We start from the raw sequence: 24,709 nt of genomic DNA, 5'->3' as shown, positions 1-24,709 counted from the left end.
AATCGTCTTTTCCTAGTATAAGACAAAATGTAGCTGCTTGAAATACTAACTTTGGAAATGTTGCACAAATTACATAAAATAAGTGTTTCTAACGTAAATTAACGCGTACATGAACAGAATATTACCGATTAATCAAAGATCAGGAGGCTTAAATATGGTGACAACGTCCTTAACCCAATCTATCCAAGTTATTCTGAATAAGCAAATTGCAAACTGGGGTTTGCTTTATGTCAAGCTGCATAACTTCCATTGGTATGTGAAAGGCAATCAGTTTTTCACGCTGCATGTTAAATTTGAAGAGTTATACAATGAAGCTGCCCTTCACGTGGACGAGCTGGCTGAACGTTTGCTTTCTATCGGTGGTCAGCCGGCGGCTACAATGAAAGCTTTTATGGAATTGTCCTCCTTAAAAGAGGCATCGGGTACAGAAACCGCCACGAAAATGGTTGAAGCTGTTATCGAAGATTTCACGATCCTTACGCAAGAATTAAAAGCGGGCATGCAGGCTTGTGAAGAGGTTCAAGATGATACGACCTCCGACATGCTTTTGGCCATTCAAACTTCCTTGGAAAAGCACCGCTGGATGCTTCAGTCATTCCTAGGATAATCGATTTCGATCTTTACAAAATCTTTAATCTGAACAAACATCTGGTTGATGAAACTTGGCTATACTTGGAGCAAAACAAACAGTTCTGGAGGATATCAATGTGATGAAAATCCTGAATCTGCTGCTCATTGTGGCCGCTTGCTGCTTCTTGCTCCTAATGGCTTTCGATGCAGACTCTCCTAGCACGGCTGCTGATCCTAACCCCATGAAACAAAATCAAGACCAGTTTACCCGTATGCAGCCAACCTATTACGCTGAAACTTCGAAATAAAAAACATGTAAAGGGATGGCCTATAGGGCTATCCCTTTTTAATACGCCAGATTGAGTTGTCTTACATCGGGATCAATTGTCATATATACTCTCTTAAGGTTGCTGGATGAATGGATCCCTATTTGCGGTTGAACGATGTTGCAAAAAATGCAACAATTGCTGCCTAAATCTCGTCTATCTCCCTTCGTTGTTGCATAATGTACAACAATTTGGCCCAATATAGTCCATTTCGCAACAAATGTGCTCAAAATGTTGTACGAAATGCAACTTTAAGAAGCAAAATAGCCTTTTGGCGTGTTAATTGTTGTATAAAATACAACATTGATCACCACTAGAGCCCAGCTACCCTCGTGGGCGCTCAAATGACTCTAAAATCGCATTTTGGAGTCATGAATACCAGTTGTGAATGAATCGACAGTCTCCAAAGCAAAACTTTACATGGATAAGTAAGCATAAGAATTACGTTCTTGGGAGTAGCTTACGATACTTCAACCTTTATAAAAACTCTCACCAAAGGAAGGCAAAAGCAGGTTATTTTATAGTACTAGTAACTGGTGCTATCTAAACTTTATGTCCCAAGATGCGGCACATTGTTTTGCTTCCTTAGATTCCTTATAATAAATAAGATTAATGAGGAGAACGAGGTGTTTGCTTGATGGGGAAACCAAAGGCTCTGAAAGAATGGGCATCGGCTGTTAAAGCATTGGAAGATGGAACGCAAATTTTTATTATGCGCAAGGGAGGAATTGTTGAGGAAACAAAAGATTTTCAAGTGGAATCCGCAGATTTCTTTCTATATCCAACTTATGAACATCAGAGAAAAGAATTATTAAAGGAAAATTATCGCGGGGTTATCGATGAATCCCTCATAGGCTGGAGTGCAGCGGATACACACGTAACGATTAACAGCTTTGCTCGAATGGTTGAAGATATGGAGATCAGTGATCAAGAGCAGTTGAATAAACTGTATCCTTATCACATTTGGACAGAAAATTTCACGGAAGAAAGATTAAAGTGGAAACGCAAAAATCCGCTGCATATTATGCTGTTAAGGGTATATACATTGGTACAACCCTTGCAAATTCCGATCGAACAAGCCTATATAGGCTGCAAATCATGGATTGAGCTTGGGGTAGACATGCCAGAAGAGTCTTTCATGGTTCCCGTCTTGAGTAATGAGGAGTTTGCTGCGAGGGTTGCTGAAATTAAGCATACTTTAGCGTAATTAAAAGGTAGCATTTTCAGAAAATGACCTTCTTTTTCATGCAATTGCCCTTTCTTGATTTAACATAGTAAGTTATAATAGAATTATTCTAATGAGAATCAATGATAATCATTTGAAATGGTTGTCGTTTAGCTTGTACATTCCAACACATTATGGAGGCTTAAGAAATGGCGAATTCATCAACATTTACAATAGACGGTCTAAAAGCGAACGTCGAAGGAAAGGAAATTTTGAAGGGTCTTAGCCTGGAAATCAAAGGCGGAGAAATTCATGCCATCATGGGACCAAACGGGACAGGTAAAAGTACTTTGGCTTCTGCTCTGATGGGGCACCCGAAATATGAAGTAACTGAGGGTTCTGTAACCTTAGATGGTGAAGATGTTCTTGAAATGGCTGTTGACGAGAGAGCACGCGCTGGTTTGTTCTTGGCTATGCAATATCCAAGCGAAATCACAGGCGTAACGAACGCTGACTTCTTACGCAGCGCAATGAACGTTCGTCGCGGCGAAGGCAACGAAATCTCGTTGATCAAGTTCATTCGTCAAATGGAAGCGAAGATGAAGCAGCTAGAAATGAACCCAGAGTTCATGCACCGTTACCTGAACGAAGGCTTCTCCGGCGGTGAGAAGAAACGTAACGAAATTCTTCAAATGCTTTTGCTTGAGCCTAAATTCGTTATTTTGGACGAAATTGATTCCGGTCTTGACATCGATGCATTGCGCATCGTAGCTGAAGGTGTTAATGCTATGCGCAGCGAAGACCGCGGCTTCTTGATCATTACGCATTACCAACGTTTGCTGAACTATGTTAAACCTGATTTTGTACATGTTATGATGCAAGGTCGTATCGTGAAATCCGGTGGTCCTGAGCTTGCAGAGCGTCTGGAAGCGGAAGGTTACGATTGGATCAAAGAAGAACTCGGCATCGTTGATGAAACAGTTGGTCAAGACACGGAAGAGTTCAAAGTTCCAATGAACACGCCTGGACCGAAGTACTAAAGAGAGGAGAGACTTTGATCTAAGGGTCAAAGATCCCTATAAATGGAGGAAACCATGAGTAGTCAAACAACACTTTCCATAGATACTAATGCTGTCATCGAGCTCTCCCGCAGCAAACAAGAGCCGGAGTGGGTGACTGCCCTTCGTACAGAAGGGTTAGCGTTAGCGAATTCTTTGGAATTACCTGCGCTAGAAAAGACGAGAATTGACCGTTGGAGCATCTCCTCCTATGGTTCCTATAAATCGCAAGCCCCTTTGGCATCCCTCGATGCTTTACCCGAAATTGCCAAAGGTTTAGCTAATTCCGAAAACTTGATCGTACAACGCAACTCCGGTATCGTGTTCAACCAAGTTTCGGCGGAATTGAAACAGCAAGGCGTTATTTTCACCGATTTGGAAACAGCCATTCGCGAGCATGCGGATTTGGTGAAGCCATACTTCATGAAAGCAGTAGAAGCTAATGAAAATCAATTAACAGCTTTGCATGCTGCATTATGGAACGGTGGTATTTTCCTTTATGTACCGAAAAACGTTCGTGTGGACCTTCCACTGCAAGCGTTATTTGTAACTGATGATGCTGAAGCGACTTTTGCACCGCATGTCTTGATTGTTGCTGAACAGTTTAGTTCAGTAACTTATGTAGATAATTATGTATCTGCCGTATCAGGCGTTCCGATGGTACAAAACGGAATCGTTGAAGTATTCGTGAAGCCAGGTGCGCGCGTTAACTATGCATCCGTTCATAACTTGGAAGAATCCGTTACGGACTTGACTTACCGCCGTGCAATCATCGATAACGATGCGAGCATTCAGTGGGTCGTTGGTGAAATGAACTACGGCAACACACTTTCGGATACAACATCGATCCTCAAAGGCAAAGGTTCCGACTCCGATGCGAAAGTGATTTGTGTAGGAACTCAGGAGCAGAAGTTGAACCTGACAACACGCGCTGTTCATTGGGGCAAAGCTTCGACAAGCGACATGATTACTCGTGCCGTAATGAGAGATGGCTCAACAGCGATCATCAACGGGATTACGAAGATCGAAAAAGGCGCAACAGGCTGTAACGGTCAACAAACTGAGAAAGTGCTTATGCTCAGCCCGAAAGCGCGCGGTGACGCGAATCCGATTCTTCTTATTGATGAGGATGATGTTAAAGCTGGTCATGCAGCGAGTGTTGGTCAAGTCAATGCTGAGCAAGTGCACTATCTGATGTCTCGCGGGATTACGAAGGAAGAAGCTCAGCGCTTAATTATTTACGGATTCTTGGCGCCAGTCGTTTCAGAAATTCCAATTAAGAGCGTTGAAGAACAGCTGCAAAGCTTAGTAGAGAGGAAGCTGGGACAATGAATACCTCGGAGATACGTGAACTTTTTCCCATTCTGAAGCAAGAAGTGAACGGTCATCCGCTGGTGTACTTGGACAGTGCTGCAACCTCCCAGAAGCCTATTCAGGTGATTGAAGCACTGAAGCACTACTATGAGTGGGACAATGCGAACGTTCACCGCGGGGTTCATACCCTAGGTTCCCGTGCAACGGATGCATACGAAGGAGCCAGAGCCAAAGTGGCTAAGTTCATTGGTGCATCCAGTGAGCAGGAAATCATTTTCACAAGAGGCACGACAACGGCAATCAATATTGTAGCAAGCAGTTATGCGAAATCTGTCTTGCGTGAAGGCGATGAAATCGTCCTTACACCGATGGAGCATCACAGCAACCTGATTCCATGGCAGCAAGCTGCTAAGGCAACAGGTGCTACTTTAAAATATATTCCTTTACAGCCTGACGGTTCGATTTCGCTTACTGACGTCGAAAACACGATAACCGATCGTACGAAAATCGTTTCGGTTGTGTATGTATCCAACGTTCTGGGTGTCGTTAATCCGATCAAAGAAATCGCCCAAATCGCCCATAAACATGGTGCGAAGATGATGGTCGACGGCGCACAAAGCACACCGCATATGAAGGTGGATGTACAAGATTTGGATTGCGACTTCTACGCGCTTTCCGGTCACAAGATGTGTGGCCCTACCGGAATCGGGGCATTGTATGGAAAGAAGGCCTTGCTGGAGAATATGGAGCCCGTTGAATTTGGCGGCGAGATGATTGATCATGTGGATCTCTATGAGTCAACATGGAAAGAACTGCCTTGGAAATTTGAAGGTGGGACACCCATCATCGCAGGCGCTGTTGGCCTCGGCGCGGCCATCGATTTTCTACAAGAAGTCGGTATGGACAATATTTATAAACACGATATTCAGCTCACGAATTATGCGATGGAGCGTATGACCCAGATTGAAGATCTGGTTGTCTATGGCCCTACTGCGAACCGTGCTGGACTCGTAACGTTTAATCTAGGCGATGTGCATCCTCATGATGTGGCAACCGTTCTGGATGCGGAAGGGATTGCTATACGCGCCGGTCACCACTGTGCTCAGCCATTAATGAGATGGTTGGAAGTAAGCAGTACGGCTCGTGCCAGCTTTTATCTGTACAATACAGAAGCAGATATTGACCGGCTTGTGATGGCCTTACAAAAAACAAAGGAGTACTTCGGCCATGCAATTGGATGATTTATACCGTAGAGTGATTATGGATCACTATAAAACACCGCGCAACCGTGGGAAGTTTGAGTCTGGCGAAGCTGTTACCATTGATCTTAATAACCCGACCTGTGGCGATAAGATATCCCTGCAAATGCAAGTAGAAGATGGTATTGTGAAGATGGCTAAATTCACAGGTGAAGGCTGTTCGATTAGCTTATCCTCTGCATCCATGATGACAGATGCGGTTAAAGGTAAGACCATCGAAGAGGCGCTGAAGATGGCTGATAATTTTTCCGGCCTGATGAAAGGCGAACCTGTCGAATTTGAATATGAAGATATTGAGGCGCTATCTGGAGTAAATAAATTCCCAGCACGAATTAAATGTGCAACCCTGGCATGGAACGCACTTCGCAAAGGGATTGAACATTCCCAAAAAACCGATAACTAACGCAAAAGCGATGCATAGATTGAAAAGCAGTTTTTGCAGCACAAAAATTCTAAGGAGGAATCAACCATGGCTAAACAAATGCCAGATCTCGAGGATTATAAATATGGTTTTAGAGATGAGCACAAATCGATTTTTCAATCGGGTAAAGGCTTAACTCGTGAAATCGTTGAAGAAATCTCCAGAATTAAAGGCGAACCGGACTGGATGTTAGAGTTTCGTCTGAAATCCCTGGAACAATTTTTCAAAATGCCAATGCCGCGTTGGGGCGGAAACATGGATGATCTAGATTTCGATGATATCCAGTACTATGTAAGACCATCCGAGAAGCAAGGCAAAACGTGGGAAGAAGTTCCTACAGAAATTAAAGAAACATTCGACAAGCTCGGTATTCCTGAAGCGGAACAAAAATTCTTAGCTGGTGTATCGGCTCAGTATGAATCTGAAGTTGTTTACCACAGCATGCAAAAGGAGCTCGAAGACCAAGGCGTTATCTTTACAGATACCGATACGGCGCTTCGTGAGTACCCTGAGCTATTCAGACAATATTTCGGAACTATTATTCCGCCGAGCGACAATAAATTCGCGGCGTTGAACAGTGCTGTATGGTTCGGTGGTTCCTTCATTTATGTTCCTAAAGGCGTAAAATGTGAAGTGCCATTACAAGCATACTTCCGTATTAACTCCGAGAACATGGGTCAATTCGAGCGTACATTGATCATTACCGATGAAGAAAGCTTTGTACACTACGTAGAGGGCTGTACAGCTCCTATCTACAGCACAAACTCCCTTCATAGTGCGGTAGTTGAAATCGTATGTCTCAAGAACTCCCGTGCACGTTACACAACGATTCAGAACTGGGCACCTAACATCTACAACCTCGTTACCAAACGTGCGGTTGCAGAAGAAGGCGCTACAATGGAATGGGTCGATGGTAACATTGGTTCCAAGCTGACGATGAAGTACCCAGCTGTTGTGCTGAAAGGCCGCGGCGCTAAAGGGATGGTTCTTTCCATCGCTGTAGCTGGCAAAGGGCAACACCAAGATGCTGGCGCGAAAATGACGCATCTGGCGCCTGATACAACTTCGACGATCGTATCCAAATCGATCTCCAAACACGGCGGTAAAGTAACATACCGTGGTCTAGCTTCCTTCGGACGCAACTCCCAAGGTTCCAAAGCAAATATCAAATGTGATACCTTGATTCTCGATAACGAGTCAACGTCAGATACGATCCCTTATAACGAAATCATGAATGACAACATTACGCTTGAGCACGAAGCAACAGTATCCAAGGTTTCTGAGGACCAATTGTTCTACCTCATGAGCCGCGGCCTTACTGAGGCTGAAGCAACGCAAATGATCGTTATGGGCTTCATCGAGCCGTTCACGAAAGAACTTCCAATGGAATATGCCGTTGAAATGAATCGTCTCATTAAATTTGAGATGGAAGGTTCTATCGGTTAATCTATATATACAAAAAAGCGTGCCCGAATTACTCGGGCACGCTTTTTTTTGTTAGTCTCTCGGTTTAGGCATTAATACGTTTACGATTCTGTGTTGCTAGAGTCAGAATAGCAACATAGAAAGGTTGGAGGTTGAATTTTTTTCCGAACTCAAATTTATAGGCAGTTGTCACGGCATTGTTGGCTTTGTAATAAGGAGATGTGATGTAATGGATCGTTAATTCACTATCATCGAAGCCTGTGCCGGCTGTTTCCATCGTGACATCATAGATGGAGTCGAGATCAATGGAAGCGATCCTTGTTTTCTTACCGGTGACACCTTGATGGTCGATCAGAATGATTCTTTCATCCGTCACGATAAATGTATCTCGAACTAGTTTGAATCCTGTTGTCACCTTCTCACCTGGCATGAGATAAACGCCATATTGCCTTGTAAGGTCATCTACGGAAACCTCTGAAAAATTGCCTAAAAGTCCATTCAAAAAACCTGCCATCTCGATCACTCCTTCATTCAATATATTCCCATATTCGACAAATAGGATGGATTACCTTCTTCTCTCCCTTCCTCGGTATGAGATTGGTAGCGTATCATTTCGTCTAATGCTTCCAAGATGATCCAAGCCGTCCAGATAACCTTTTATGCATATTTGCAAGCCGCTTATCTCACTCTATAGAGGATAATTATGTGTCCTTAAAGGAGAGTAGAAGCGATGCGGAAAAGGCTGAGGGTAGCAGCAATTGGCAGCATAGTAGTCATGATGGCAACTTCAACCGCTTGTGGAAGGATTAATGTCAGCCCCAATAAAGCAACACCCACTCAGAATCCTTCAGCACAATCAGGTACAGGAAATATGCAGTCTCAAAGTTTGTCACAAACAGGACAAGGAACGACATTAGGTAATGATGACGCTGTTATACCAATAAAAGTGATCAACAATGTAAATTATGTAGCTGCAAATGAACTCATCCAAACACTAAAATTTAACTCCGACTGGGTTGACTCTAATCAAAAGCTGTTAATTGGCGATAACGACGCAAACTTCGAAGTGACAATGAATTCAACGAAAGCCAGGAAGGAAGGTTCAGATATCCAAGTTAGCCAATCGTTTATTAAGGAAGGGGATTCCGCTTACTTGCCAGTCACCGCTTTGGCAGACTTGTTTCAAGAAGATATGGCATATGAAGTGCGGAATGGTCAATTATTGATTCATGCCGCTCCGGTCGCACCAATTGAGCATGAAGATGACAATGATCCCCGCGGTAACTCTGCGGAGCTTGATTTTAAAGATGATCCAACGGATCCTTTCAAAGGTGAAGGTACGGGGGCGAACCCGGCTTCTATGCAACAAAAAGAAAATGATCTTCTCGAGGTGTGGTCACCCGCTAATCATGAAGAAGTAATTCCGGTTCTAAAAAACATTGATATGAATGCAGTGATTAACAAAGGCAAGCAATATCTAGGTGTGAAATATCTATTCGGTACTGGACCTTATCCGCAAACAGGAAAATTTGACTGTTCGACGTTTACCCAATATGTATTTGGAAAATATGGCGTAAAGCTGCCAAGGCTTGCACGTCAACAAGCGTTGCAAGGACAGTTGGTTAGCCGGAACTCATTGCGCAAAGGTGATTTGATGTTTTTCTATGTACCAGGTCGATTCAAAACCAATAAAACAGTTGGACATGTTGGTATTTATATAGGCAACATGCAAATGCTGCATTCTTCACCTGCGCCAAAGGATGGCGTCCAGATCAGTAACATTGATAAACCGTATTGGAAATCAACGTTTCTACGAGCAAAACGCATCGCATATTAATGGTTTAAAGTCTATCCTTAGGATAGGCTCTTTTTATTTTTCACTAAGTTGAAACAAATACTCTGCTCGTGCGTTTTATCTAGTATAAAGATTTGGATGGAGGAAGATGAATCGATGACGATTACGCTCTTCGAAAAATTAGCGGACGGACAACTGCAAAAAATTAGTGAACGCCCATGGGATGAAAAGCTAATACAAGCCTTAAATGTAGCTAACTTTGTTCTTATTGGCGGTAAGGAATATGAAATGATCGAAGGAAGATTGAACTTAGATCTTAATATTTTTGAACTTCTGTTGGTTACGGTAAGCTCAGAAGGGGGAGGGAACAGGCAGTGAAACGACCGCTCAAAGTGCTTTCGACCTCTATAGGCATCATGCTCGTTAGTCAAATGCTGCTGCTATCAGCTTATGCCGAAGAGTCTCCTAATCCGAGTGCTGGGGGAGCAGGAGCATCTAAGCTGGTTGAATGGTCTTCAGAAGACGTCAAAGCCTATTATGACCCTTCTGTTGACTGGAGTTTGCCTGTGCCCGTGCTATCAGATCTTAAAACGACGTCGCCTTCTCCGTCTCCTACGCCATCTGCAGGGGGAAGCTCAACAGGCTCTGGAGGAGGAAGTACGACCCCCATCATTGTGAATCAGGTAACCGGCGGCGGTGGTTTTGGTTGGGATGATCTCCTGTTGTACCATCTGATCTTTAATACGGTAAGTCCTTACTCATCGAGTAGTTGGGGAAGCAATCATCGCTCCTATTATTATCGTTCCAATACACCGTATGTGACGAAAACCTATCAACCGAGTTCGTTCTCGAATCGATCCACAACGAAGACACCAACAACCTCGAGTGGAACCGGCTCTTTTACATCGAATAAGTCCTCGTCAAACAGTACGAGTGGCGGAACAACATCAAGTTCCAAATCGACCTCAACCTCTTCCGGAAGTATTGGCGGTAAATCAAGTGGTTTCAGCTCTTCATCAAGCTCCAGCTCAGGAGGTTAATTGCTGTGATATATGAAGTCATAGGGATGCCTTCTGCCGACAGAGATCAAAGGGTGCTGCAGCTGGCGTGCCTTGGTTTTACATGGGCAGATATGGAGGAGGAAGCGTACTGGATTGACCAAATTGTGGTCATGGAACGACAAGCATACGATGAACTTATTCATGCGGCTGGAGCTTTGTGGCGCGTGTTTGATAAGACGGTTCGTTATGTGAAAGGGAAGAGGGAGTTTTATGAGCTTTTGTCTATTCCTGAAGTGCTATGGGATGGGTTAGATAGGCTCGAACCTGGTGCCGCAGGCTTTATTAGCCGATATGCCAGATTTGATTTTACTGTGAATCAGCAAGGTGAAATTAAGTTATTAGAGCTGAATGCAGATACACCTACGGGATATGTAGAAGCAGCGATCGCTACCCCCTGGTTATGTGATCAAATGGGAATAGAATCACCAAACCATGTAATGAAAGAACTAATCCGCTCAGCGTGGGAGATCGAAGCGCCAGACTTTGCGACCTGCATCGCGTATGGCAAGCATGTTGAAGATACAGGAACGATTGATGCTCTTGTAGCGCATAGCGGAAGAAATATGACTTGTGTCGACTGTTTGGATTTATGGATTGATGAAGGCGTTGTTAAGGTTGGAGAAAACCAGATCATCACGAAATTGTTCGCGCTATATCCGAAGGAATGGATGGGCATTGATGATGGAGGAGAGGCCTTATCTTATGCGATTGAAGAACAATTCATCCAAGTTTTCAATCCATTACACGCGGTCATCTTGCAGTCAAAAGGCTTGCAAGCCGTCATATGGGGCTTGCATGAGGAAGGCGCAGAATTGTTCACCTCTGACGAGCATAAGGCAATAGGGACCTACATGCTGCCTACCTATATGACGCCCGAGCTTACAGGTGATTACGTATCCAAATCCATGTTCGGTAGAGAAGGCGGCTCGGTGGAATTGTATAACACACAGGGGGAATTAGAGGTCAAAGATGAAGTTGGCTTTGATACGAGTGTGTTTTTCAAGCGTGTTTATCAGAAGCGAGCCGATTTGCCCGAGCTATCTTTTGCTCATGGAAATAAACACTTATTAACAGGTCTGTTTGTCCTCAATGGAACACCGTGCGGGTTGTTAGGGAGAGCAGGTGGGATGATTACAGGAAATGTGAGTCAATTTGTAGCGATAGGAGTGAAAGCACCTTGAAACAAGGACGATTTTGGCTTATGGCCGCGGGCTTCGTTATATGCATCTTTATCATTTGGGGCATTAGCAGTGCTTTCAATAAGAAGCCAGCTGTCCTGAGCAAGGCGGCGCTGGGAAGTCCAGCAAGCACAAGCAGTATAAACGGTGAAGTACCTTGGGATTATCAAGTCCATCAGGCAAAAGTCGGGGATTTATTGGATGGCGATATGGTTCTGCTGCCGAATAATGAACGGATTTCGAACGATCAGAATTTTGCTACAGGGGACCAAGTGTGGATACTGAGCTATATGCAGGCAACAATGAAAACGGATAATCAAGGGAAGAACGATGTAACACTTTCGCAATGGAAGCCAATTAAGACGTTTAAAACGAAAGAAGAAGCTGAAAAAGATTTGGCGGAGTTAAAAATAGAAATTAAGACGGATGTGAAATTAATAGGGGTTTACAAAACAGAACAGGATGGCAAATTCCGCTATTTCGCGGTAGCTGATCTACCAACAGGTCAGAAAGTGAAGCAGCCCATTCCAGAGGAACGTTATGTAAACTTTAAAAACAAGAAGGAAGTACAGGTTATTCTGGAGGAAGTACATGATTACAGCAATTTTGATCAATCCATGGCGAAGTTTCGGGGGTGGGCAGAATGATTGTTTTGGATATTGTCATTAGTTTATTTGTGATTGTCCTGCTGCAATTCGCAGGAATGTATGTGTTTAGTTTAATGACACCCTACCGCGATATGGAAGAAATAAACAACGGCAATGTAGCCGTCGGCATCACCATGGGTGGCAAATTTGTAGCTACGGCGATTGTTTTGTGTATTGCAGCGTACACGAATTCATCGATTTGGCATATGAGCTTATGGTTCGCGGTAGGGTATGTATGTCTGGTTGCTACGTATTGGATCTTTGATTGGCTCACGCCTGGTGTAAAGCTATCTGATCAACTAAAGGATGGGAATGTAGCTGTAGGCACCCTGCTGGCTGCTGTCTATATTGGAATCGCAATTGCGGTCAGCAGTCTTATTATTTAATTAGATCGCGATCTGCGTTATTTCTACGTCGCCAAGCTGGGACAGATCCAAGAATTGATTATCAATGTTAATGAGCGGTCGGAAGAAATCAGTTGGATTTGTCATGACAATTGTACCGACGCGTCCGTCACTGAGTGACACTTTCTTACCGATAAAATTAGGAATCATGTTGCGGATAAATATTTGCGTTATTTTCGGATCAAGTTGGCCAAAACTCATTCGGTGCAGTTCCTTCAGTACGATTAGAAGATCACGCTTTTGCTGGTAAACCCGGTTGCAGATCATAGCGCTATAAACGTCTGCAACCGCAATTATCAGCGAGTACGAATGGATTTCTGTACTCTTTTTGCGTAAAGGATAGCCTGTACCATCCATACGTTCATGGTGCTCTAGAGCAACGAGAGCAAGGATATTGTCATTTAAGGATTGTTTGATGATTTCATAACCGTAGATCGTATGTTTCTGAATTTCACTGTACTCATCGTTGGTTAGTTTTGAGGGCTTATATAGAATGTCCGTATGGATTTTACTTTTGCCAATATCGTGCAGATAGCCGGCTTTTCCAATATGAAGGGCTTCTTTCTCACTTTTATTCATCCACTTGGCAATATAATAGGATAACATACCTACTTGCACACTGTGCTGGTAGGTATAATCATCTTTGCTGTTCAAAGAGAGAAGTAATGAAACAACGTCTTTCTCCTCCTGAAAGCTTTGGATCATCGGATTGAAAGCGGATTCTATAGTTTCATTTTGAATAGATCCACCGTTTTCGATGATCGAAAATAAATCTTTTATACCGGAGATTGCACCGTTAAAAGTGAGTAATTGCGTGTTATTTGCGTGCCGGACTGTAGTCTCATCAAATTCGCTAATGGCTTCACTCGCTCTAGGCTGTATATCGACATAATCCACATTGTGGCGATTGAGCATCAAAATATCTCCCGCATCGACAACTGTGCCTGATGAAAGAAGATGAAGTCCTACCATATTGTAGGAATCTGAAATTAGTTTATCACCAACAATAAGTTGAAGCACATGTATACGCATGGAAGCTCCTCTCCTAGTCCTACATCCGTAGGTATATAGTTATACTACATCCCAATATATCGGCTGTAAAGACTTTTAGCTTGAATTAAATCTTCGGTGCCTTGGATGAGTACACGGCCATCTGGAAAGATGATCATGTGCAAATCCGGGGCTGCTTGGAACTTTAAAAGAAAGCGATTTTTATCAACTGGACCCAGTGGTTTTAAACGTTCTTCCCAGTATTCAAGCGGTTTGTCGGAAGGGATTACCGGATGAATCTGGACGGAATTACGACCGCATAAGGATTGAATCGTGTCACTTTCCACACCGACTTCTAAGTAATCGTACTGCTTCATTGCACAAGCGGGACAGTCTGATTTATGAGCGCCGGCTACACTAATTGCTGAGTTCTGGTTGAACCATAAGTCCCATTGCTGCATTCGGAGATTAAGCTGATCGTTCGCGCCAACAAGCAATTTAAGAGCTTCCGTTGCTTGAAAGGAAGCTACGACATGAATGATCCCGCCAATAACGCCAGCTGTATCGCATGTTTCAGTCGTACCTGCTGCGGGTGCTTGTGTGAAAAGGCAGCGAAGGCAGGGGGTTTGTCCCGGTATGATCGTCAAAGAGACTCCTCTAGAGGCGACCGCACCGCCATAAATCCAAGGAATCCCTAGTTTGATACTCACATCGTTAATTAGGAAGCGAACCGAGAAGTTATCGGTTCCATCTAGTATTAAATCTACGTCACTTAACAGCTGTTCAGCATTCAAGGAATTCAGATCGGTTACATGAGGCTCAATCGTTACCTGTGAATTCACGAGTTGTAACCGTTTTGCTGCTGCAATCGCTTTGGGTGTTGTGGCAGCAGCGTCCTCTTCATCGTAGAGCATTTGTCGTTGAAGGTTGCTAGTATCGACAAAATCACGATCGATCAATCGTACGTAACCAACCCCTGCGCGAACCATATGGTTGGCAAGAACGGTGCCTAGCGCACCCATGCCTACGATAGCAACTCGACTTCCCCCGAGCTTGCGCTGTCCATCTAGGCCAATGGGGGAAAATAGGACTTGTCTGGAGTAGCGTGAATCAACGTCATGATCTTTATGTAAATGTGTGTCCAAGTGAGGTCATCTCCAGTCTGGTTTATTCGAATTGAGGCGTTTGGAGCGGGTTCCAGGGACCTGTTTGGCTGCCTTTCCACTCCGAACCATCTTCCCATATTTCTTTTTTCCAAATAGGTACGATTTGTTTTAGACGTTCAATCGCATACCGACTCGCTTCATAGCAATGTGCTCGATGCGGGGAGGAAACGGCAGTAACGACGCTAGCTTCAGCAATAGCAACCTTACCCAAACGGTGTGTTATTGCACAAAGCGTGCCTGGCCACTGTTTTTCTATCTCTTCGCCAATGGTTTCCATGGTTTTGAGTGCCATCGGTATGTAAGCTTCATATTCCAAAAGGACGGTCCGCTGTCCATAAGTCATTTCTCTTGTTGTCCCGATGAAAGCAAGCGAAGCGCCGTGGTTAGGGTGATTGACTTTAGAAACTACCGAGGCGGCATCAATCGTATCATAGGTGATTTCATACATAGAAGGTTGTCCACCTGAAACAGGAGGAATTAGTGCAAGTTCATCTGCAGCTGTGACCATTTCCTGATCTCCCGCATAAGCTTGGTTTTTAGCAAAGAAACAGGTCGTCAATTGAGAAGATGCTTCCGGATAGGCTGCTGTGATCTGTTGTTTGAGCTGCTCTATAGAAATGGATTCTTGTTCGATATCTATTTTTAGGACGGAAGTCCCGAATAGGTCTACCAGACCTGCAAAGAGTTGGATGTGTACTTTCATGGCTCTGCTCCTAATGGCTTCGTTAGTGGAATTCCTTACAGCATATCATATTTTGACCTGAAAATGGTATAATGGGTAGAGCCTTTGGAAGAGAAATAGAGCTTAGCTATGAGAGGAGAAATGTATGTATGCAAGAGGATTTGCGTATACAAGTGTCAGACCTACATATAAAGAATGAAACATTTACAATAAGCGAGATGGTTGCTCTTGCCGAGCAGCAGTTAGCACTTCAGGAGCGTGTACCGAATGTGCAGGGAGATGCCTTTGATTTGAAAATGTGGTATCGAAGCTGGAAGAGCAGCCATAATAAGGAGCATGCTGAAGAACCTACCCATGTGAAAGTGGAGGCAATAGACGAATTTCAAGCACTTATGCCTTGGTCTCAATTAGATTCTGCCTTGTTTCTATATGCTCAAGATGGACAGGCGCTCAAGAAAGGTTATCCGATTCGCCTTTATGTGCCTGATGGCAGCAGTGAATGTCTCAATGTCAAGAGTGTTGTTAAAGTGTGGTTTCTTCATGATCAGACGCTCGGAGAAGAAGCAACCTTCGGCTTCAAGAACAAAGTTGCACTAGATGAGCTAAAATTCAAGAAATGAGAGGGGATTCTGCTGCATAAAATTAGACATGCTTCGGATCTGACTTACAACGAAAAGAGGTGAACGGTGTGTCTGAGCCCTTGCAACGACTCGTTATTTTACATACGAATGACATTCATAGTCATTTTGAACAAATGCCCAAAATTAGCGCGTATTTTGACCGCGTACGTCGACTGTGGCCGGCTGATCAGGTGTTGACCCTTGATATTGGCGATCATATGGACCGGATGCGCCCTGAAACGGAAGGCACGAATGCTTCTGCCAACTTGGAAATTATGAACGCGACCGGCTACGAAGCGATGGTCATGGGTAATAATGAAGGGCTAACGTTCACACCGGAATTGTTAAGAACGGTTGTGAAAGAGCATGCCAAATTCCCAATTATCGGCAGCAATATTGTAGAAGTGGCGACGAATAAGACGCCGGATTGGATGCTTTCTACACTCACGATTGAGAAATCGGGTCTCACCATTGGCATCATTGGGGTAACAGCAGCTTACCAAGCGTACTATGAACTGCTTGGATGGCATGTAACGGACCCAATCGAAGCTGTAAAGACCTATGCGAGGCTTCTGCGCCCAAGTGTGGATATCATTATTGTCATGTCCCACTTGGGATTGCGTTCAGATCAACGGATGGCTGAGGAGCTGGAAGGCATCGATGTGATCCTCGGCGGCCATACGCATCATGTGCTTGAGGAGCCGCTCTTGCTCAGCGGCACCTATATTTGCGCGGCCGGCAAGTTCGGTCAGTATGCCGGCCATATCGAACTTGCTTACGATCCGGCGCAGCGCCGGATCGTAGAATTAAGCGGCCGCGTCGTCCCCATGACAGACGCAAGTGAAGAAGACAGCAGCGTGACCACGCTGCTGGAGCACTACCGCATCGCCAGCGCAGCGGCGCTGGATGCGGAGGTGGCGCAGCTGCGGGAACCGCTGCGCCTCGATTGGTACGGCGAATCCCCGCTCGGCAACTTGCTTGCCGCAGGGATTCGCCGCTGGACCAGCGCCGAGATCGGGCTGGTCAATAGCGGCCAGCTCCTTCAGGGACTGAAGGAGGGGCGCCTGACACGCGGCAGATTGCTGGAAATCTGCCCGGGTCCGATCAACCCCTGCCGGCTGCTGCTCAGCGGGGCGGATCTGCTCCAAGCGCTCGAAGAGTCGCTGCTTGGCGAATTTATGGAGAAGCCGATTCGCGGCTTCGGCTTCCGGGGCGAGGTGCTGGGTGTGCTGTGTGTCGACGGATTAACCGTCATGACCGACAGCACCCGTGCACCTTACGAACGCATCATCGCTGTGAACGTGGGCGATGAGCCTTTAGACCCTAGCCGTGACTATGTCGTTGGCACGATTGACATGTTTACATTCGGCTCAGGCTATTTATCGCTCAGTCGCGGTAAGCAGGTGAAGTATATGCTGCCTGAATTTATCCGTGATGTACTAGCTTCTGAGCTTAGGGATGAAGACGCAATCCTAAGCAGTCATTTCCAAAGATTTACGGATAGAAGACCTCCTGCGCGTATAGAATAAGTCGAACAACCACAACTTTTGTCGAAATAGTTGTCAGATCCACCAACTTACAGGTAGAATAGATAATTGGACAGGAGTACATCTATAAACTCTCAATTCATAGGGGGAAAACATGCATACTATTTTTGAAGCGATCATTATCGGGATTGTAGAGGGATTGACCGAGTTTTTACCGGTTTCTTCTACGGGGCATATGATTCTAACACAAAGCCTATTAAACACACAAAATGATGATGTAATGAAAACCTTTGATTTTGTCATTCAACTTGGCGCTATCATGGCCGTCGTCCTTATTTATTGGAAACGAATTTTATCTTTATTCGGGTTAGTGAAAAGGAAAAGCGAGAGTAAGACTGGGAAGAAATTGAACTTGCTGCACATTCTTATCGGTATCATACCAGCTGGTGTCATTGGAGTTATGTTTCATAATTTCGTCGATGAGAAGCTGTTTAACACAACAACCGTGCTGATTGGACTTGTTCTAGGCGGTATCCTGTTGATTATCGCAGAGAAGAAAAAGGAACAGCCGAGTGCTGTAGTTTTGGATGATTTGTCTTATCGTCAAGCATTCTTCATCGGTTTGTGGCAATTGATATCCATTTGGCCAGGATTCTCCCGGTCTGGATCGACCATTGCGGGTGGAATGCTGTCCGGTGTAAGCCGCGCTGCTTCTGCAGATTTCACGTTTATCATGGCGATTCCAATTATGTTTGGAGCTTCCGGCGTTTACTTTCTCAAAAACTATCACGCACTCTCTTCGAATGACTTAACTTTCTTTGTAGTCGGCTTTGTCGTTGCATTCATCGTTGCTTTGTTAGCAGTTGTTACTTTCATTAAGCTTGTTCAAAATATGAAATTAACGTATTTTGCCTACTATCGATTTGCAGTAGCCATCATTTTCGCACTCTATATGTACCTAAAGTAATAATCACTCTTTCTTTTATCGAACCGCGTCGAATGATGCGGTTTTTTTTATTGAACTTTTTTGTGAAATCTATTACATTTAGATAGAAAGTAACGCTCACCTATTCGGGGGTCCTGAAATGCTGTTAATGCCGATCAACATGTGTCATCCTGGAATGAGGTTGGCCAAGAATATTTACAACGACGATGGTATGGTCCTGCTGGCCGTTAATGTTGAGCTTTCACAGAGACTCATTGATCGACTTTTTACATACGGAATCGACTACATATATATTCAAGATTCTCGCACCAATGACATCATTCAAGAGGATATTATTCAGGATGAAACGAGATCCAAGGCTGTTCTCGAAATCCGTAACACCTTTAAGAAGGTTATGGAAGATTCGAACAAACGCGGTGCCGTTAATTATTATGATATCGGACGTAATTTTCGTGATGTGATGAAAATGATTATTGACGATCTAAGCGCTCATCAAGGGGCTATGGTTATGCTCAATAATATGAACGTTAAAGATAATTACTTATTTCAGCATTCTGTGAATGTAAGTATTTATGCGATTATGCTGGGAATTAGCTTTGGATACAGTCGTGAGAACCTCGAAACACTCGGATTAGGTGCTCTGCTTCACGATATTGGCAAGACGAAAGTACCGCTGGGTATTCTTCGTAAGCCTTCGCAATTGACCGAGCAAGAGTTTACCGAGATGAAGAATCATACGACATACGGTTTTAACATTTTGAAAGACGAACCGAACATTCCTCTTCTGTCAGCGCATTGTGCTCTTCAGCACCATGAGCGAATTAACGGAAGCGGTTATCCGCGCGGGATTCAAGGTGCAGAAATTAATGAATTTGCCAAGTGGGTTGGGCTAGTCGATTCTTATGATGCTATGACGACAACAAGAGTATATAGAAGGCCTTTACTGCCGCATGAAGCTATGGAGCAGTTGTTCGCTGGCTCTGGCACGATGTATGATCAAAGCCAGATTGCCTTATTCCGTGATAAAATCGCGATTTATCCATTAGGCATAACCGTTCGATTGAATACCGGGGAATTTGGCATCGTATCCAAGTTAAATGTAACTGTTCCTCATAGGCCGATCGTTCGCGTTCTGCAGGATGAATCCGGTCAAGAGCTAAAGGAACCGTATGAAATTGACCTGTCTACGAAGCTTTCTACATTAATTTCAGAAATTGGGGAAATTAATGTAGGCGAATTTGATCCAGATGAAAGTATGCCAACCATATTTTAAGATAAAATATAGATAAGAATCATGAAGAACCTGGGATTCCAGGTTCTTTTTGCAAATTAGGGGGATGCCTGTGAGAGAAACAGCTGTGAAAGGGAAGTTCTGGAGATGGGGATATGCGATGCATCGATTTCGATGGCTCGTACTGGTGATTGGTGTACTTCTGCTTCTCAGCTTTGCCATTTTTGCTCAGAAAACACCGGGTATGCTCAAAGATAATGGCTTTACGCCTAAAGGCAGTGAGTCCGATCGCGGCCTCATTCAACTGCGGGATGAGCTTGGTGTCCCACTTACGATGCTGAACCTGGTTTATACAGGGGAAGGGCTCGATATGACGGCCAAAGACCATCAGCAAGCCATTATGGATTCGCTTAGCGATTTGAAGAAGCTGCCGTATGTTGAAAGTGTGAAATTTGTCGGGACACCTCGTAACGAAGGTCATTTGGATGTACTCGCCGTTACCGTATCATTAAATCTAGATACCGACCCTGCTCTAGAGAAATATCCGGAGCTTAAAGAGCATGTGCATCCGCCAACTGGCATGAAAGTATATGTGACTGGTGGACCTGCTATTTTGCATGATATGCAGGAGGCGAGTAAGCATGATATTGCCAAATCAGAAGCGATTGGTTTACCGATTGCACTGATTGTATTATTAATCGTGTTTGGCACCCTAGTCGCGGCGCTATTGCCTATGATTGTAGGGCTTATGAGCGTTACCCTTACGTTAGGGATAACCTATTTTATCGCCCAGCACCAATCCTTATCGAACTTCCTTCCGAATATGGTGACGATGCTCGGTCTTGCCGTAGGCATTGATTACGCCTTGTTCCTAGTCAGTCGCTTTCGAGAGGAACTCAAAGTACAGAAGAATGTGGCTGATGCTGTGGCCATGACTTGTCAGACGGCTGGGAAATCGATCTTTTTTTCCGGTATAGCTGTGCTGATTGGGCTGCTTGGCATGCTGTTCGTAGACCTCACCTTCTTCCGCTCCTTGTGTTTGGGCGGCGTAATTGTCGTGTCAATATCCGTTATCGTCGCGAATACGATGCTGTTGTCGCTTCTCGGTATACTGGGTGAACGGATTAACTCTCTTCAGGTCGTTCCTAAACGCTTTCGCAAGCAAGAAACGTCCCGCTTTTGGGAACGAATCGCTTATGCTGTAATGAAACGGCCCGTGCTGCTGGTTGTCATCGTCGGCGGTGCCCTAATCTACACCATGACTCCAATGGGTCATATCAAGTTAAATGTACCGAATGCGGAAGTGCTGCCTCCCAGCTACGAGTCTAGATATGGCTCGGAATTATTGAAGGCAGCCTATGATCCGCGGATGATGGGTCCCATCCAAATTGTTATTCATACGGAAGGAGAAGTGTGGGAAGAGGGTTCGATTCGTCAGCTTCGGGCTTATAGTGAGCAGGTGAAAGGGGTATCCGGTGTAAAAGAAGTACAGAGTTTCATCAGTTCCCTAGGTCAACATTCGGATGCTGAGTTAGCAGCTATGCTAAGGGATTCAAGTGTCAAAGCACAAATTGAAGGCAATAAATTGGCAAAAGATCACACAGCTCTGATGGTTGTAGTGCCTGAGAAAGATACCGATGATCCTTCGACGGATAGCCTTGTCCGAGAACTTCGCAGCTTAAGTAAGGATGGACTTGGTATTGCAGTCACAGGCGGACCGGCCTATAGACTGGATATTATAGATCGAATTCAGAACGAGATACCTAAAGTATTAACTTTTGTGATGGGGATTACCTACATCGTTTTATTGCTTGCCTTTAGGTCCGTTTTGCTTCCGCTCAAAGCTGTATTAATGAATATGCTCAGTCTTGGCGCGAGCCTCGGTGTTGTTGTGTTAGTATTCCAGCATGGCTACCTGGCTGATTTGCTGCATATAACGTCTATTGGCTATGTCAGCGCAACGCTGCCAGTTATCATTTTTTGTGTCGTGTTTGGCATATCCATGGATTATGAAGTATTCCTGATTTCTCGCATTATGGAGGAGTATGAGGCAAGCGGAGACAATGATAAGAGTACAGCTGAAGGACTTAAGAAAACGGGAAGCTTAATTACAAGTGCAGCTTTCATCTTAGTTGTAGTTGTAGGTTCTTTTATTTTTACAGATATCGAAATCATGAAGGCGTTGGGGCTCGGTCTAGGGCTCGCCGTTCTGATCGATGCGACTATCGTGCGAGTGATGCTCGTTCCTGCCCTTATGAAACTGCTTGGGGATGCGAACTGGTGGGCACCTAAGTGGCTGCGAATGAGATCGCAATTGAAAGCAGAGAAGGAGTAGAGGAGCTTCTCATTAACTTGCAGCCGTTTCCTTTTTTGCGAATCATAAGTTACAATAAAGGGCATAGGTATAGGCAAGATAGGAACAATTAGCTAGTGAATAGGAAATGATAGGTCAGGTGTAAACAGCATGAATATGAATGGAACAAGCTCCATCTTACAGGAGCTAACCCCCGCTTACGATCCATGGGACCCGATTCGGTCTTATCGCAAATACGGGAGACACGTACTAACAAGTGTAGAGCTTACGATAACGAATTTGTGCAATATGCGATGTGAGCATTGTGCGGTTGGGGATTCGTTAACCATGACGGAAGGGCCTCGTATTCCCTTGCCCATCATTCTGAAGCAGCTCGACCAGGTTGAGCATTTAGAAACGATCAGCTTGACCGGCGGAGAGCCTTCGTATCACATCAAGATTGTCAAAGACTATATGCTGCCAATTCTTAAATATGCACGAGAGCGCGGTATCCGTACACAAATCAATTCCAATTTAACACTTGACTTAGCCCGGTATGAGCTTCTCGCTCCTTATCTGGATGTCATGCATATTTCTTTCAATTATTTGAATGCTGACGATTTCCATCAAGTCGGCTTTGTGAATAGCGGCCATCCGGTTGGTCAAGACACCGCGGCACGGATGTTTGAACGAATGGTTGATAACACGGTCGCGCTCAGCAAAGGTGGACTTTATATCTCAGCGGAATCGATGATTAATACACGCACACATGAGAAATTGCCGCAGATTCACAAGCTGATTGACGAAATGGGCTGCAAGCGCCATGAGGTTCATCCGATGTATGCCAGTTCCTTCGCTTCTCATCTACCCATGGTATCTCTGGACGAGTTAAGAACGAGCATTCATCGGTTGTTAGACAGCCGGAATCGTGACATGTGGATGCTGTTTGGCACACTGCCATTCTTTGCTTGCAACGATCTACAAGAGGACAGAATATTGGTTAAAAGGCTTCGCGAGGAGCCGAATGTAACGGTTCGTAATGATCCGGATGGACGCAATCGCTTGAATGTGAGCACTTTTACAGGCGAGGTGTTCGTTACAGATTTTGCAAATGAACCACCTCTCGGCAACATCCATGATGACCTGTTAGATACCATTTTTGCCCGTTGGGAAAACAATCCGCTGAACCAGCGCGTAAACTGCTTCTGCAGCAGCGCTTCTTGTTGTGGCCCTAACCTGCTGGTAGCCGACTCGTATTACCGTTCTGTTGATTTCAAAAGCCGCAAAGCTATCATCTAATCATTTTACTGAAGGAGATATACGCTTGCCACACACTTCGTTTGATTTCGGTTCCATTGCTCTTAACCTGATAGTCGTCATTATATTAGTCCTGCTCAATGGTTTCTTCGTTGCTGCTGAATTTGCGCTTGTGAAGGTTCGGCAATCGCGCATCCAGCAGTTAGTCAATGAAGGCAGCGGCAAAGCAAAGTATGCCATCAAGGTAACGTCGCAGTTAGATACTTATTTATCAGCAACACAATTGGGGATTACTCTTGCCTCTCTGGGACTAGGCTGGGTTGGTGAACCTGCCATCGCGGAGTTGATTATGGAGCCCCTCTTACATAAGCTTCAAGTAGAGGCTTCGGTTTATACAACGACCTTGTCTTTCATTGTTTCATTTGGATTTATTACGTTCCTCCACATTGTTCTTGGCGAGCTGGCTCCGAAATCATTCGCGATTCAAAAAGCGGAATTAACCTCGCTATGGCTTTCAGCGCCGCTGCTCTTCTTCTACAGGGTGTTTCGCCCGATTATCTGGGTGCTGAATGGTGCAGCAAATAAATTTCTTTCATGGATTGGTGTAGATCCGGCAAGCGAGCATGAGGCTGCTCATACAGAGGAAGAAATTCGTATCTTAATGGATGAGAGTGTCAAAAGCGGCCATATCGATCAAGATGAAATGGTGCTTTTCGATAATATTTTTGAATTCTCAGAACGTATTGCCCGTGAGGTGATGCTGCCGCGGACAGATATGGATTGTCTATACCTTGAGCTAAGCTTCATTGATAATTTGCGTATGGTTCATGAGACCAAGCATACACGTTACCCTGTGGCTGATCAGGATAAGGATAACATAGTCGGTTTCGTTCATATTGCTGATTTACTAACAGCAGATCCGGACGAAGAGCAGGAAATTAAAAACTTTATACGTCCAATTCTCAATGTTCCAGAGTCGATGGAAATCAGCCGCGTATTGAAATTAATGCAGAAAAAACATTCTCAACTTGCTATCGTCATTGATGAGTACGGTGGTACTGCAGGACTTCTAGCACTAGGGGACATTCTGGAGGAGATTGTTGGCGAGATGCACGATGAGTTCGATATCGATGAACGGCCAGGTGTTGAGGTGAAAGAAAAGTATACGTCCGTAGATGGCCGTGTTCTGATTGAAGACTTGAACGATATGCTGGATTTGGACATCGAAGACGATGATGTGGACTCTATCGGCGGTTGGTTGTTTAAGAAGCTTGAAGGTGCACCTGTAAAAGGCAAAAGAGTGGCTTTCGGTAATCACGTGTTTGAAGTATCCGAAGTAGATCGACTGCGTATCGTGCGCATTCACATAACGAAAATCAACCCTATCAAACCAGTAGAAGAATAATCGGAGGAG

At 44.5% G+C, this 24,709-nt stretch carries 25 protein-coding genes; 21 read left to right on the top strand and 4 right to left on the bottom strand.

Annotation, left to right across the window (positions count from 1 at the left end; genetic code table 11):
• Positions 1-154 precede the first annotated feature (154 nt).
• The 8 genes from ACBP55_RS29890 to sufB all read left to right on the top strand — a co-directional run bounded on the left by ACBP55_RS29890 (position 155) and on the right by sufB (position 7,559).
• A complete protein-coding gene (locus ACBP55_RS29890) occupies positions 155-607 on the top strand; it encodes a Dps family protein (protein ID WP_464646844.1) in 453 nt (150 codons plus the stop codon).
• A gap of 100 nt (positions 608-707) precedes the next feature.
• Positions 708-878 (top strand): hypothetical protein, encoded by a 171-nt coding sequence (locus tag ACBP55_RS29885; protein ID WP_464646842.1) that lies wholly within the window; start codon positions 708-710, stop codon positions 876-878.
• A 655-nt stretch (positions 879-1,533) separates the two neighbouring features.
• Positions 1,534-2,103, top strand: a complete 570-nt coding sequence (locus ACBP55_RS29880; protein ID WP_464646840.1) for a DUF1802 family protein — start codon at positions 1,534-1,536, stop codon at positions 2,101-2,103.
• A gap of 167 nt (positions 2,104-2,270) precedes the next feature.
• Positions 2,271-3,101 (top strand): Fe-S cluster assembly ATPase SufC, encoded by an 831-nt coding sequence (gene sufC / locus ACBP55_RS29875; RefSeq protein ID WP_029194394.1) that lies wholly within the window; start codon positions 2,271-2,273, stop codon positions 3,099-3,101.
• Between the two features lie 54 nt (positions 3,102-3,155).
• Entirely contained in the window at positions 3,156-4,451 is a 1,296-nt protein-coding gene (gene sufD / locus ACBP55_RS29870; RefSeq protein WP_464646837.1) for a Fe-S cluster assembly protein SufD, read from the top strand.
• On the top strand, positions 4,448-5,674 hold the full coding sequence (locus ACBP55_RS29865; RefSeq protein WP_464646835.1) for a cysteine desulfurase: 1,227 nt from the start codon (positions 4,448-4,450) through the stop codon (positions 5,672-5,674). The genes sufD and ACBP55_RS29865 overlap by 4 nt, the downstream gene beginning before the upstream one ends.
• Positions 5,661-6,095 (top strand): Fe-S cluster assembly sulfur transfer protein SufU, encoded by a 435-nt coding sequence (gene sufU, locus ACBP55_RS29860; protein WP_056834496.1) that lies wholly within the window; start codon positions 5,661-5,663, stop codon positions 6,093-6,095. The genes ACBP55_RS29865 and sufU overlap by 14 nt, the downstream gene beginning before the upstream one ends.
• A 66-nt stretch (positions 6,096-6,161) precedes the next feature.
• On the top strand, positions 6,162-7,559 hold the full coding sequence (gene sufB / locus ACBP55_RS29855) for a Fe-S cluster assembly protein SufB (protein WP_464646833.1): 1,398 nt from the start codon (positions 6,162-6,164) through the stop codon (positions 7,557-7,559).
• A 64-nt stretch (positions 7,560-7,623) separates the two neighbouring features.
• On the opposite strand, the gene ACBP55_RS29850 is transcribed toward sufB, so the two are convergent.
• On the bottom strand, positions 7,624-8,052 hold the full coding sequence (locus tag ACBP55_RS29850) for a PH domain-containing protein (RefSeq protein ID WP_464646831.1): 429 nt from the start codon (positions 8,050-8,052) through the stop codon (positions 7,624-7,626).
• A 216-nt stretch (positions 8,053-8,268) separates the two neighbouring features.
• Between ACBP55_RS29850 and ACBP55_RS29845 the strand changes: the two genes are divergently transcribed.
• From ACBP55_RS29845 to ACBP55_RS29820, 6 genes are all read left to right on the top strand, one after another.
• On the top strand, positions 8,269-9,375 hold the full coding sequence (locus ACBP55_RS29845) for a C40 family peptidase (RefSeq protein WP_464646829.1): 1,107 nt from the start codon (positions 8,269-8,271) through the stop codon (positions 9,373-9,375).
• A gap of 114 nt (positions 9,376-9,489) precedes the next feature.
• Entirely contained in the window at positions 9,490-9,711 is a 222-nt protein-coding gene (locus ACBP55_RS29840; protein ID WP_029194388.1) for a hypothetical protein, read from the top strand.
• Positions 9,708-10,373, top strand: coding sequence for a hypothetical protein (locus ACBP55_RS29835; protein WP_464646826.1), 666 nt, complete (start codon positions 9,708-9,710; stop codon positions 10,371-10,373). The genes ACBP55_RS29840 and ACBP55_RS29835 overlap by 4 nt, the downstream gene beginning before the upstream one ends.
• A gap of 26 nt (positions 10,374-10,399) precedes the next feature.
• Positions 10,400-11,575 (top strand): glutathionylspermidine synthase family protein, encoded by a 1,176-nt coding sequence (locus ACBP55_RS29830; protein WP_464653442.1) that lies wholly within the window; start codon positions 10,400-10,402, stop codon positions 11,573-11,575.
• A complete protein-coding gene (locus ACBP55_RS29825; RefSeq protein ID WP_464646824.1) occupies positions 11,572-12,219 on the top strand; it encodes a signal peptide protein in 648 nt (215 codons plus the stop codon). The genes ACBP55_RS29830 and ACBP55_RS29825 overlap by 4 nt, the downstream gene beginning before the upstream one ends.
• A complete protein-coding gene (locus tag ACBP55_RS29820; protein ID WP_029194385.1) occupies positions 12,216-12,605 on the top strand; it encodes a DUF350 domain-containing protein in 390 nt (129 codons plus the stop codon). Before ACBP55_RS29825 ends, ACBP55_RS29820 begins: the two co-directional genes overlap by 4 nt.
• Here the strand turns inward: ACBP55_RS29820 and ACBP55_RS29815 are convergent, their stop codons facing one another.
• From ACBP55_RS29815 to ACBP55_RS29805, 3 genes are read right to left on the bottom strand one after another with little or no spacing between them, the layout of a single operon-like run.
• Complete coding sequence (locus tag ACBP55_RS29815) at positions 12,606-13,655, bottom strand: HD-GYP domain-containing protein (protein WP_464646822.1); 1,050 nt, start codon at positions 13,653-13,655, stop codon at positions 12,606-12,608.
• A gap of 44 nt (positions 13,656-13,699) precedes the next feature.
• On the bottom strand, positions 13,700-14,758 hold the full coding sequence (locus tag ACBP55_RS29810; protein WP_464646820.1) for a ThiF family adenylyltransferase: 1,059 nt from the start codon (positions 14,756-14,758) through the stop codon (positions 13,700-13,702).
• A 22-nt stretch (positions 14,759-14,780) separates the two neighbouring features.
• Entirely contained in the window at positions 14,781-15,482 is a 702-nt protein-coding gene (locus tag ACBP55_RS29805) for a molybdenum cofactor biosynthesis protein MoaE (RefSeq protein WP_464646819.1), read from the bottom strand.
• A 128-nt stretch (positions 15,483-15,610) separates the two neighbouring features.
• Here ACBP55_RS29805 and ACBP55_RS29800 point away from each other — a divergent pair, with 128 nt between their 5' ends.
• From ACBP55_RS29800 to ACBP55_RS29770, 7 genes are all read left to right on the top strand, one after another.
• Complete coding sequence (locus ACBP55_RS29800) at positions 15,611-16,081, top strand: hypothetical protein (protein ID WP_464646817.1); 471 nt, start codon at positions 15,611-15,613, stop codon at positions 16,079-16,081.
• A gap of 68 nt (positions 16,082-16,149) precedes the next feature.
• Positions 16,150-17,610 carry a bifunctional metallophosphatase/5'-nucleotidase gene (locus ACBP55_RS29795; RefSeq protein ID WP_464646815.1) on the top strand — a complete coding sequence of 487 codons (1,461 nt, stop codon included), beginning with the start codon at positions 16,150-16,152 and terminating at the stop codon, positions 17,608-17,610.
• A 112-nt stretch (positions 17,611-17,722) separates the two neighbouring features.
• Entirely contained in the window at positions 17,723-18,535 is an 813-nt protein-coding gene (locus tag ACBP55_RS29790) for an undecaprenyl-diphosphate phosphatase (protein WP_464646813.1), read from the top strand.
• Between the two features lie 118 nt (positions 18,536-18,653).
• Entirely contained in the window at positions 18,654-19,787 is a 1,134-nt protein-coding gene (locus ACBP55_RS29785) for an HD-GYP domain-containing protein (RefSeq protein WP_464646811.1), read from the top strand.
• Positions 19,788-19,851: 64 nt separating this feature from the next.
• Positions 19,852-22,080, top strand: a complete 2,229-nt coding sequence (locus tag ACBP55_RS29780; RefSeq protein WP_464646809.1) for an MMPL family transporter — start codon at positions 19,852-19,854, stop codon at positions 22,078-22,080.
• 135 nt (positions 22,081-22,215) lie between these two features.
• A complete protein-coding gene (gene yfkAB / locus ACBP55_RS29775) occupies positions 22,216-23,337 on the top strand; it encodes a radical SAM/CxCxxxxC motif protein YfkAB (protein WP_464653441.1) in 1,122 nt (373 codons plus the stop codon).
• A 25-nt stretch (positions 23,338-23,362) separates the two neighbouring features.
• Complete coding sequence (locus ACBP55_RS29770; RefSeq protein ID WP_464646807.1) at positions 23,363-24,700, top strand: hemolysin family protein; 1,338 nt, start codon at positions 23,363-23,365, stop codon at positions 24,698-24,700.
• Positions 24,701-24,709 lie beyond the last annotated feature (9 nt).

It is taken from the genome of Paenibacillus sp. WG02, from assembly GCF_055396115.1.
The sequence above is the reverse complement of the archived record's forward strand: the minus strand, read 5'-3'. Positions and strand labels throughout refer to the sequence as shown.

Bases quoted from the DNA above. Each gene is read 5' to 3' on its own strand.
- ACBP55_RS29890 (WP_464646844.1), top strand. From the start codon at position 155: ATGGTGACAACGTCCTTAACCCAATCTATCCAAGTTATTCTGAATAAG.
- ACBP55_RS29880 (WP_464646840.1), top strand. From the start codon at position 1,534: ATGGGGAAACCAAAGGCTCTGAAAGAATGGGCATCGGCTGTTAAAGCA.
- sufC (WP_029194394.1), top strand. From the start codon at position 2,271: ATGGCGAATTCATCAACATTTACAATAGACGGTCTAAAAGCGAACGTC.
- sufD (WP_464646837.1), top strand. From the start codon at position 3,156: ATGAGTAGTCAAACAACACTTTCCATAGATACTAATGCTGTCATCGAG.
- ACBP55_RS29865 (WP_464646835.1), top strand. From the start codon at position 4,448: ATGAATACCTCGGAGATACGTGAACTTTTTCCCATTCTGAAGCAAGAA.
- sufU (WP_056834496.1), top strand. From the start codon at position 5,661: ATGCAATTGGATGATTTATACCGTAGAGTGATTATGGATCACTATAAA.
- sufB (WP_464646833.1), top strand. From the start codon at position 6,162: ATGGCTAAACAAATGCCAGATCTCGAGGATTATAAATATGGTTTTAGA.
- ACBP55_RS29850 (WP_464646831.1), bottom strand. From the start codon at position 8,052: ATGGCAGGTTTTTTGAATGGACTTTTAGGCAATTTTTCAGAGGTTTCC.
- ACBP55_RS29845 (WP_464646829.1), top strand. From the start codon at position 8,269: ATGCGGAAAAGGCTGAGGGTAGCAGCAATTGGCAGCATAGTAGTCATG.
- ACBP55_RS29840 (WP_029194388.1), top strand. From the start codon at position 9,490: ATGACGATTACGCTCTTCGAAAAATTAGCGGACGGACAACTGCAAAAA.
- ACBP55_RS29830 (WP_464653442.1), top strand. From the start codon at position 10,400: ATGCCTTCTGCCGACAGAGATCAAAGGGTGCTGCAGCTGGCGTGCCTT.
- ACBP55_RS29820 (WP_029194385.1), top strand. From the start codon at position 12,216: ATGATTGTTTTGGATATTGTCATTAGTTTATTTGTGATTGTCCTGCTG.
- ACBP55_RS29815 (WP_464646822.1), bottom strand. From the start codon at position 13,655: ATGCGTATACATGTGCTTCAACTTATTGTTGGTGATAAACTAATTTCA.
- ACBP55_RS29805 (WP_464646819.1), bottom strand. From the start codon at position 15,482: ATGAAAGTACACATCCAACTCTTTGCAGGTCTGGTAGACCTATTCGGG.
- ACBP55_RS29800 (WP_464646817.1), top strand. From the start codon at position 15,611: ATGCAAGAGGATTTGCGTATACAAGTGTCAGACCTACATATAAAGAAT.
- ACBP55_RS29790 (WP_464646813.1), top strand. From the start codon at position 17,723: ATGCATACTATTTTTGAAGCGATCATTATCGGGATTGTAGAGGGATTG.
- ACBP55_RS29785 (WP_464646811.1), top strand. From the start codon at position 18,654: ATGCTGTTAATGCCGATCAACATGTGTCATCCTGGAATGAGGTTGGCC.
- ACBP55_RS29780 (WP_464646809.1), top strand. From the start codon at position 19,852: ATGCCTGTGAGAGAAACAGCTGTGAAAGGGAAGTTCTGGAGATGGGGA.
- yfkAB (WP_464653441.1), top strand. From the start codon at position 22,216: ATGAATGGAACAAGCTCCATCTTACAGGAGCTAACCCCCGCTTACGAT.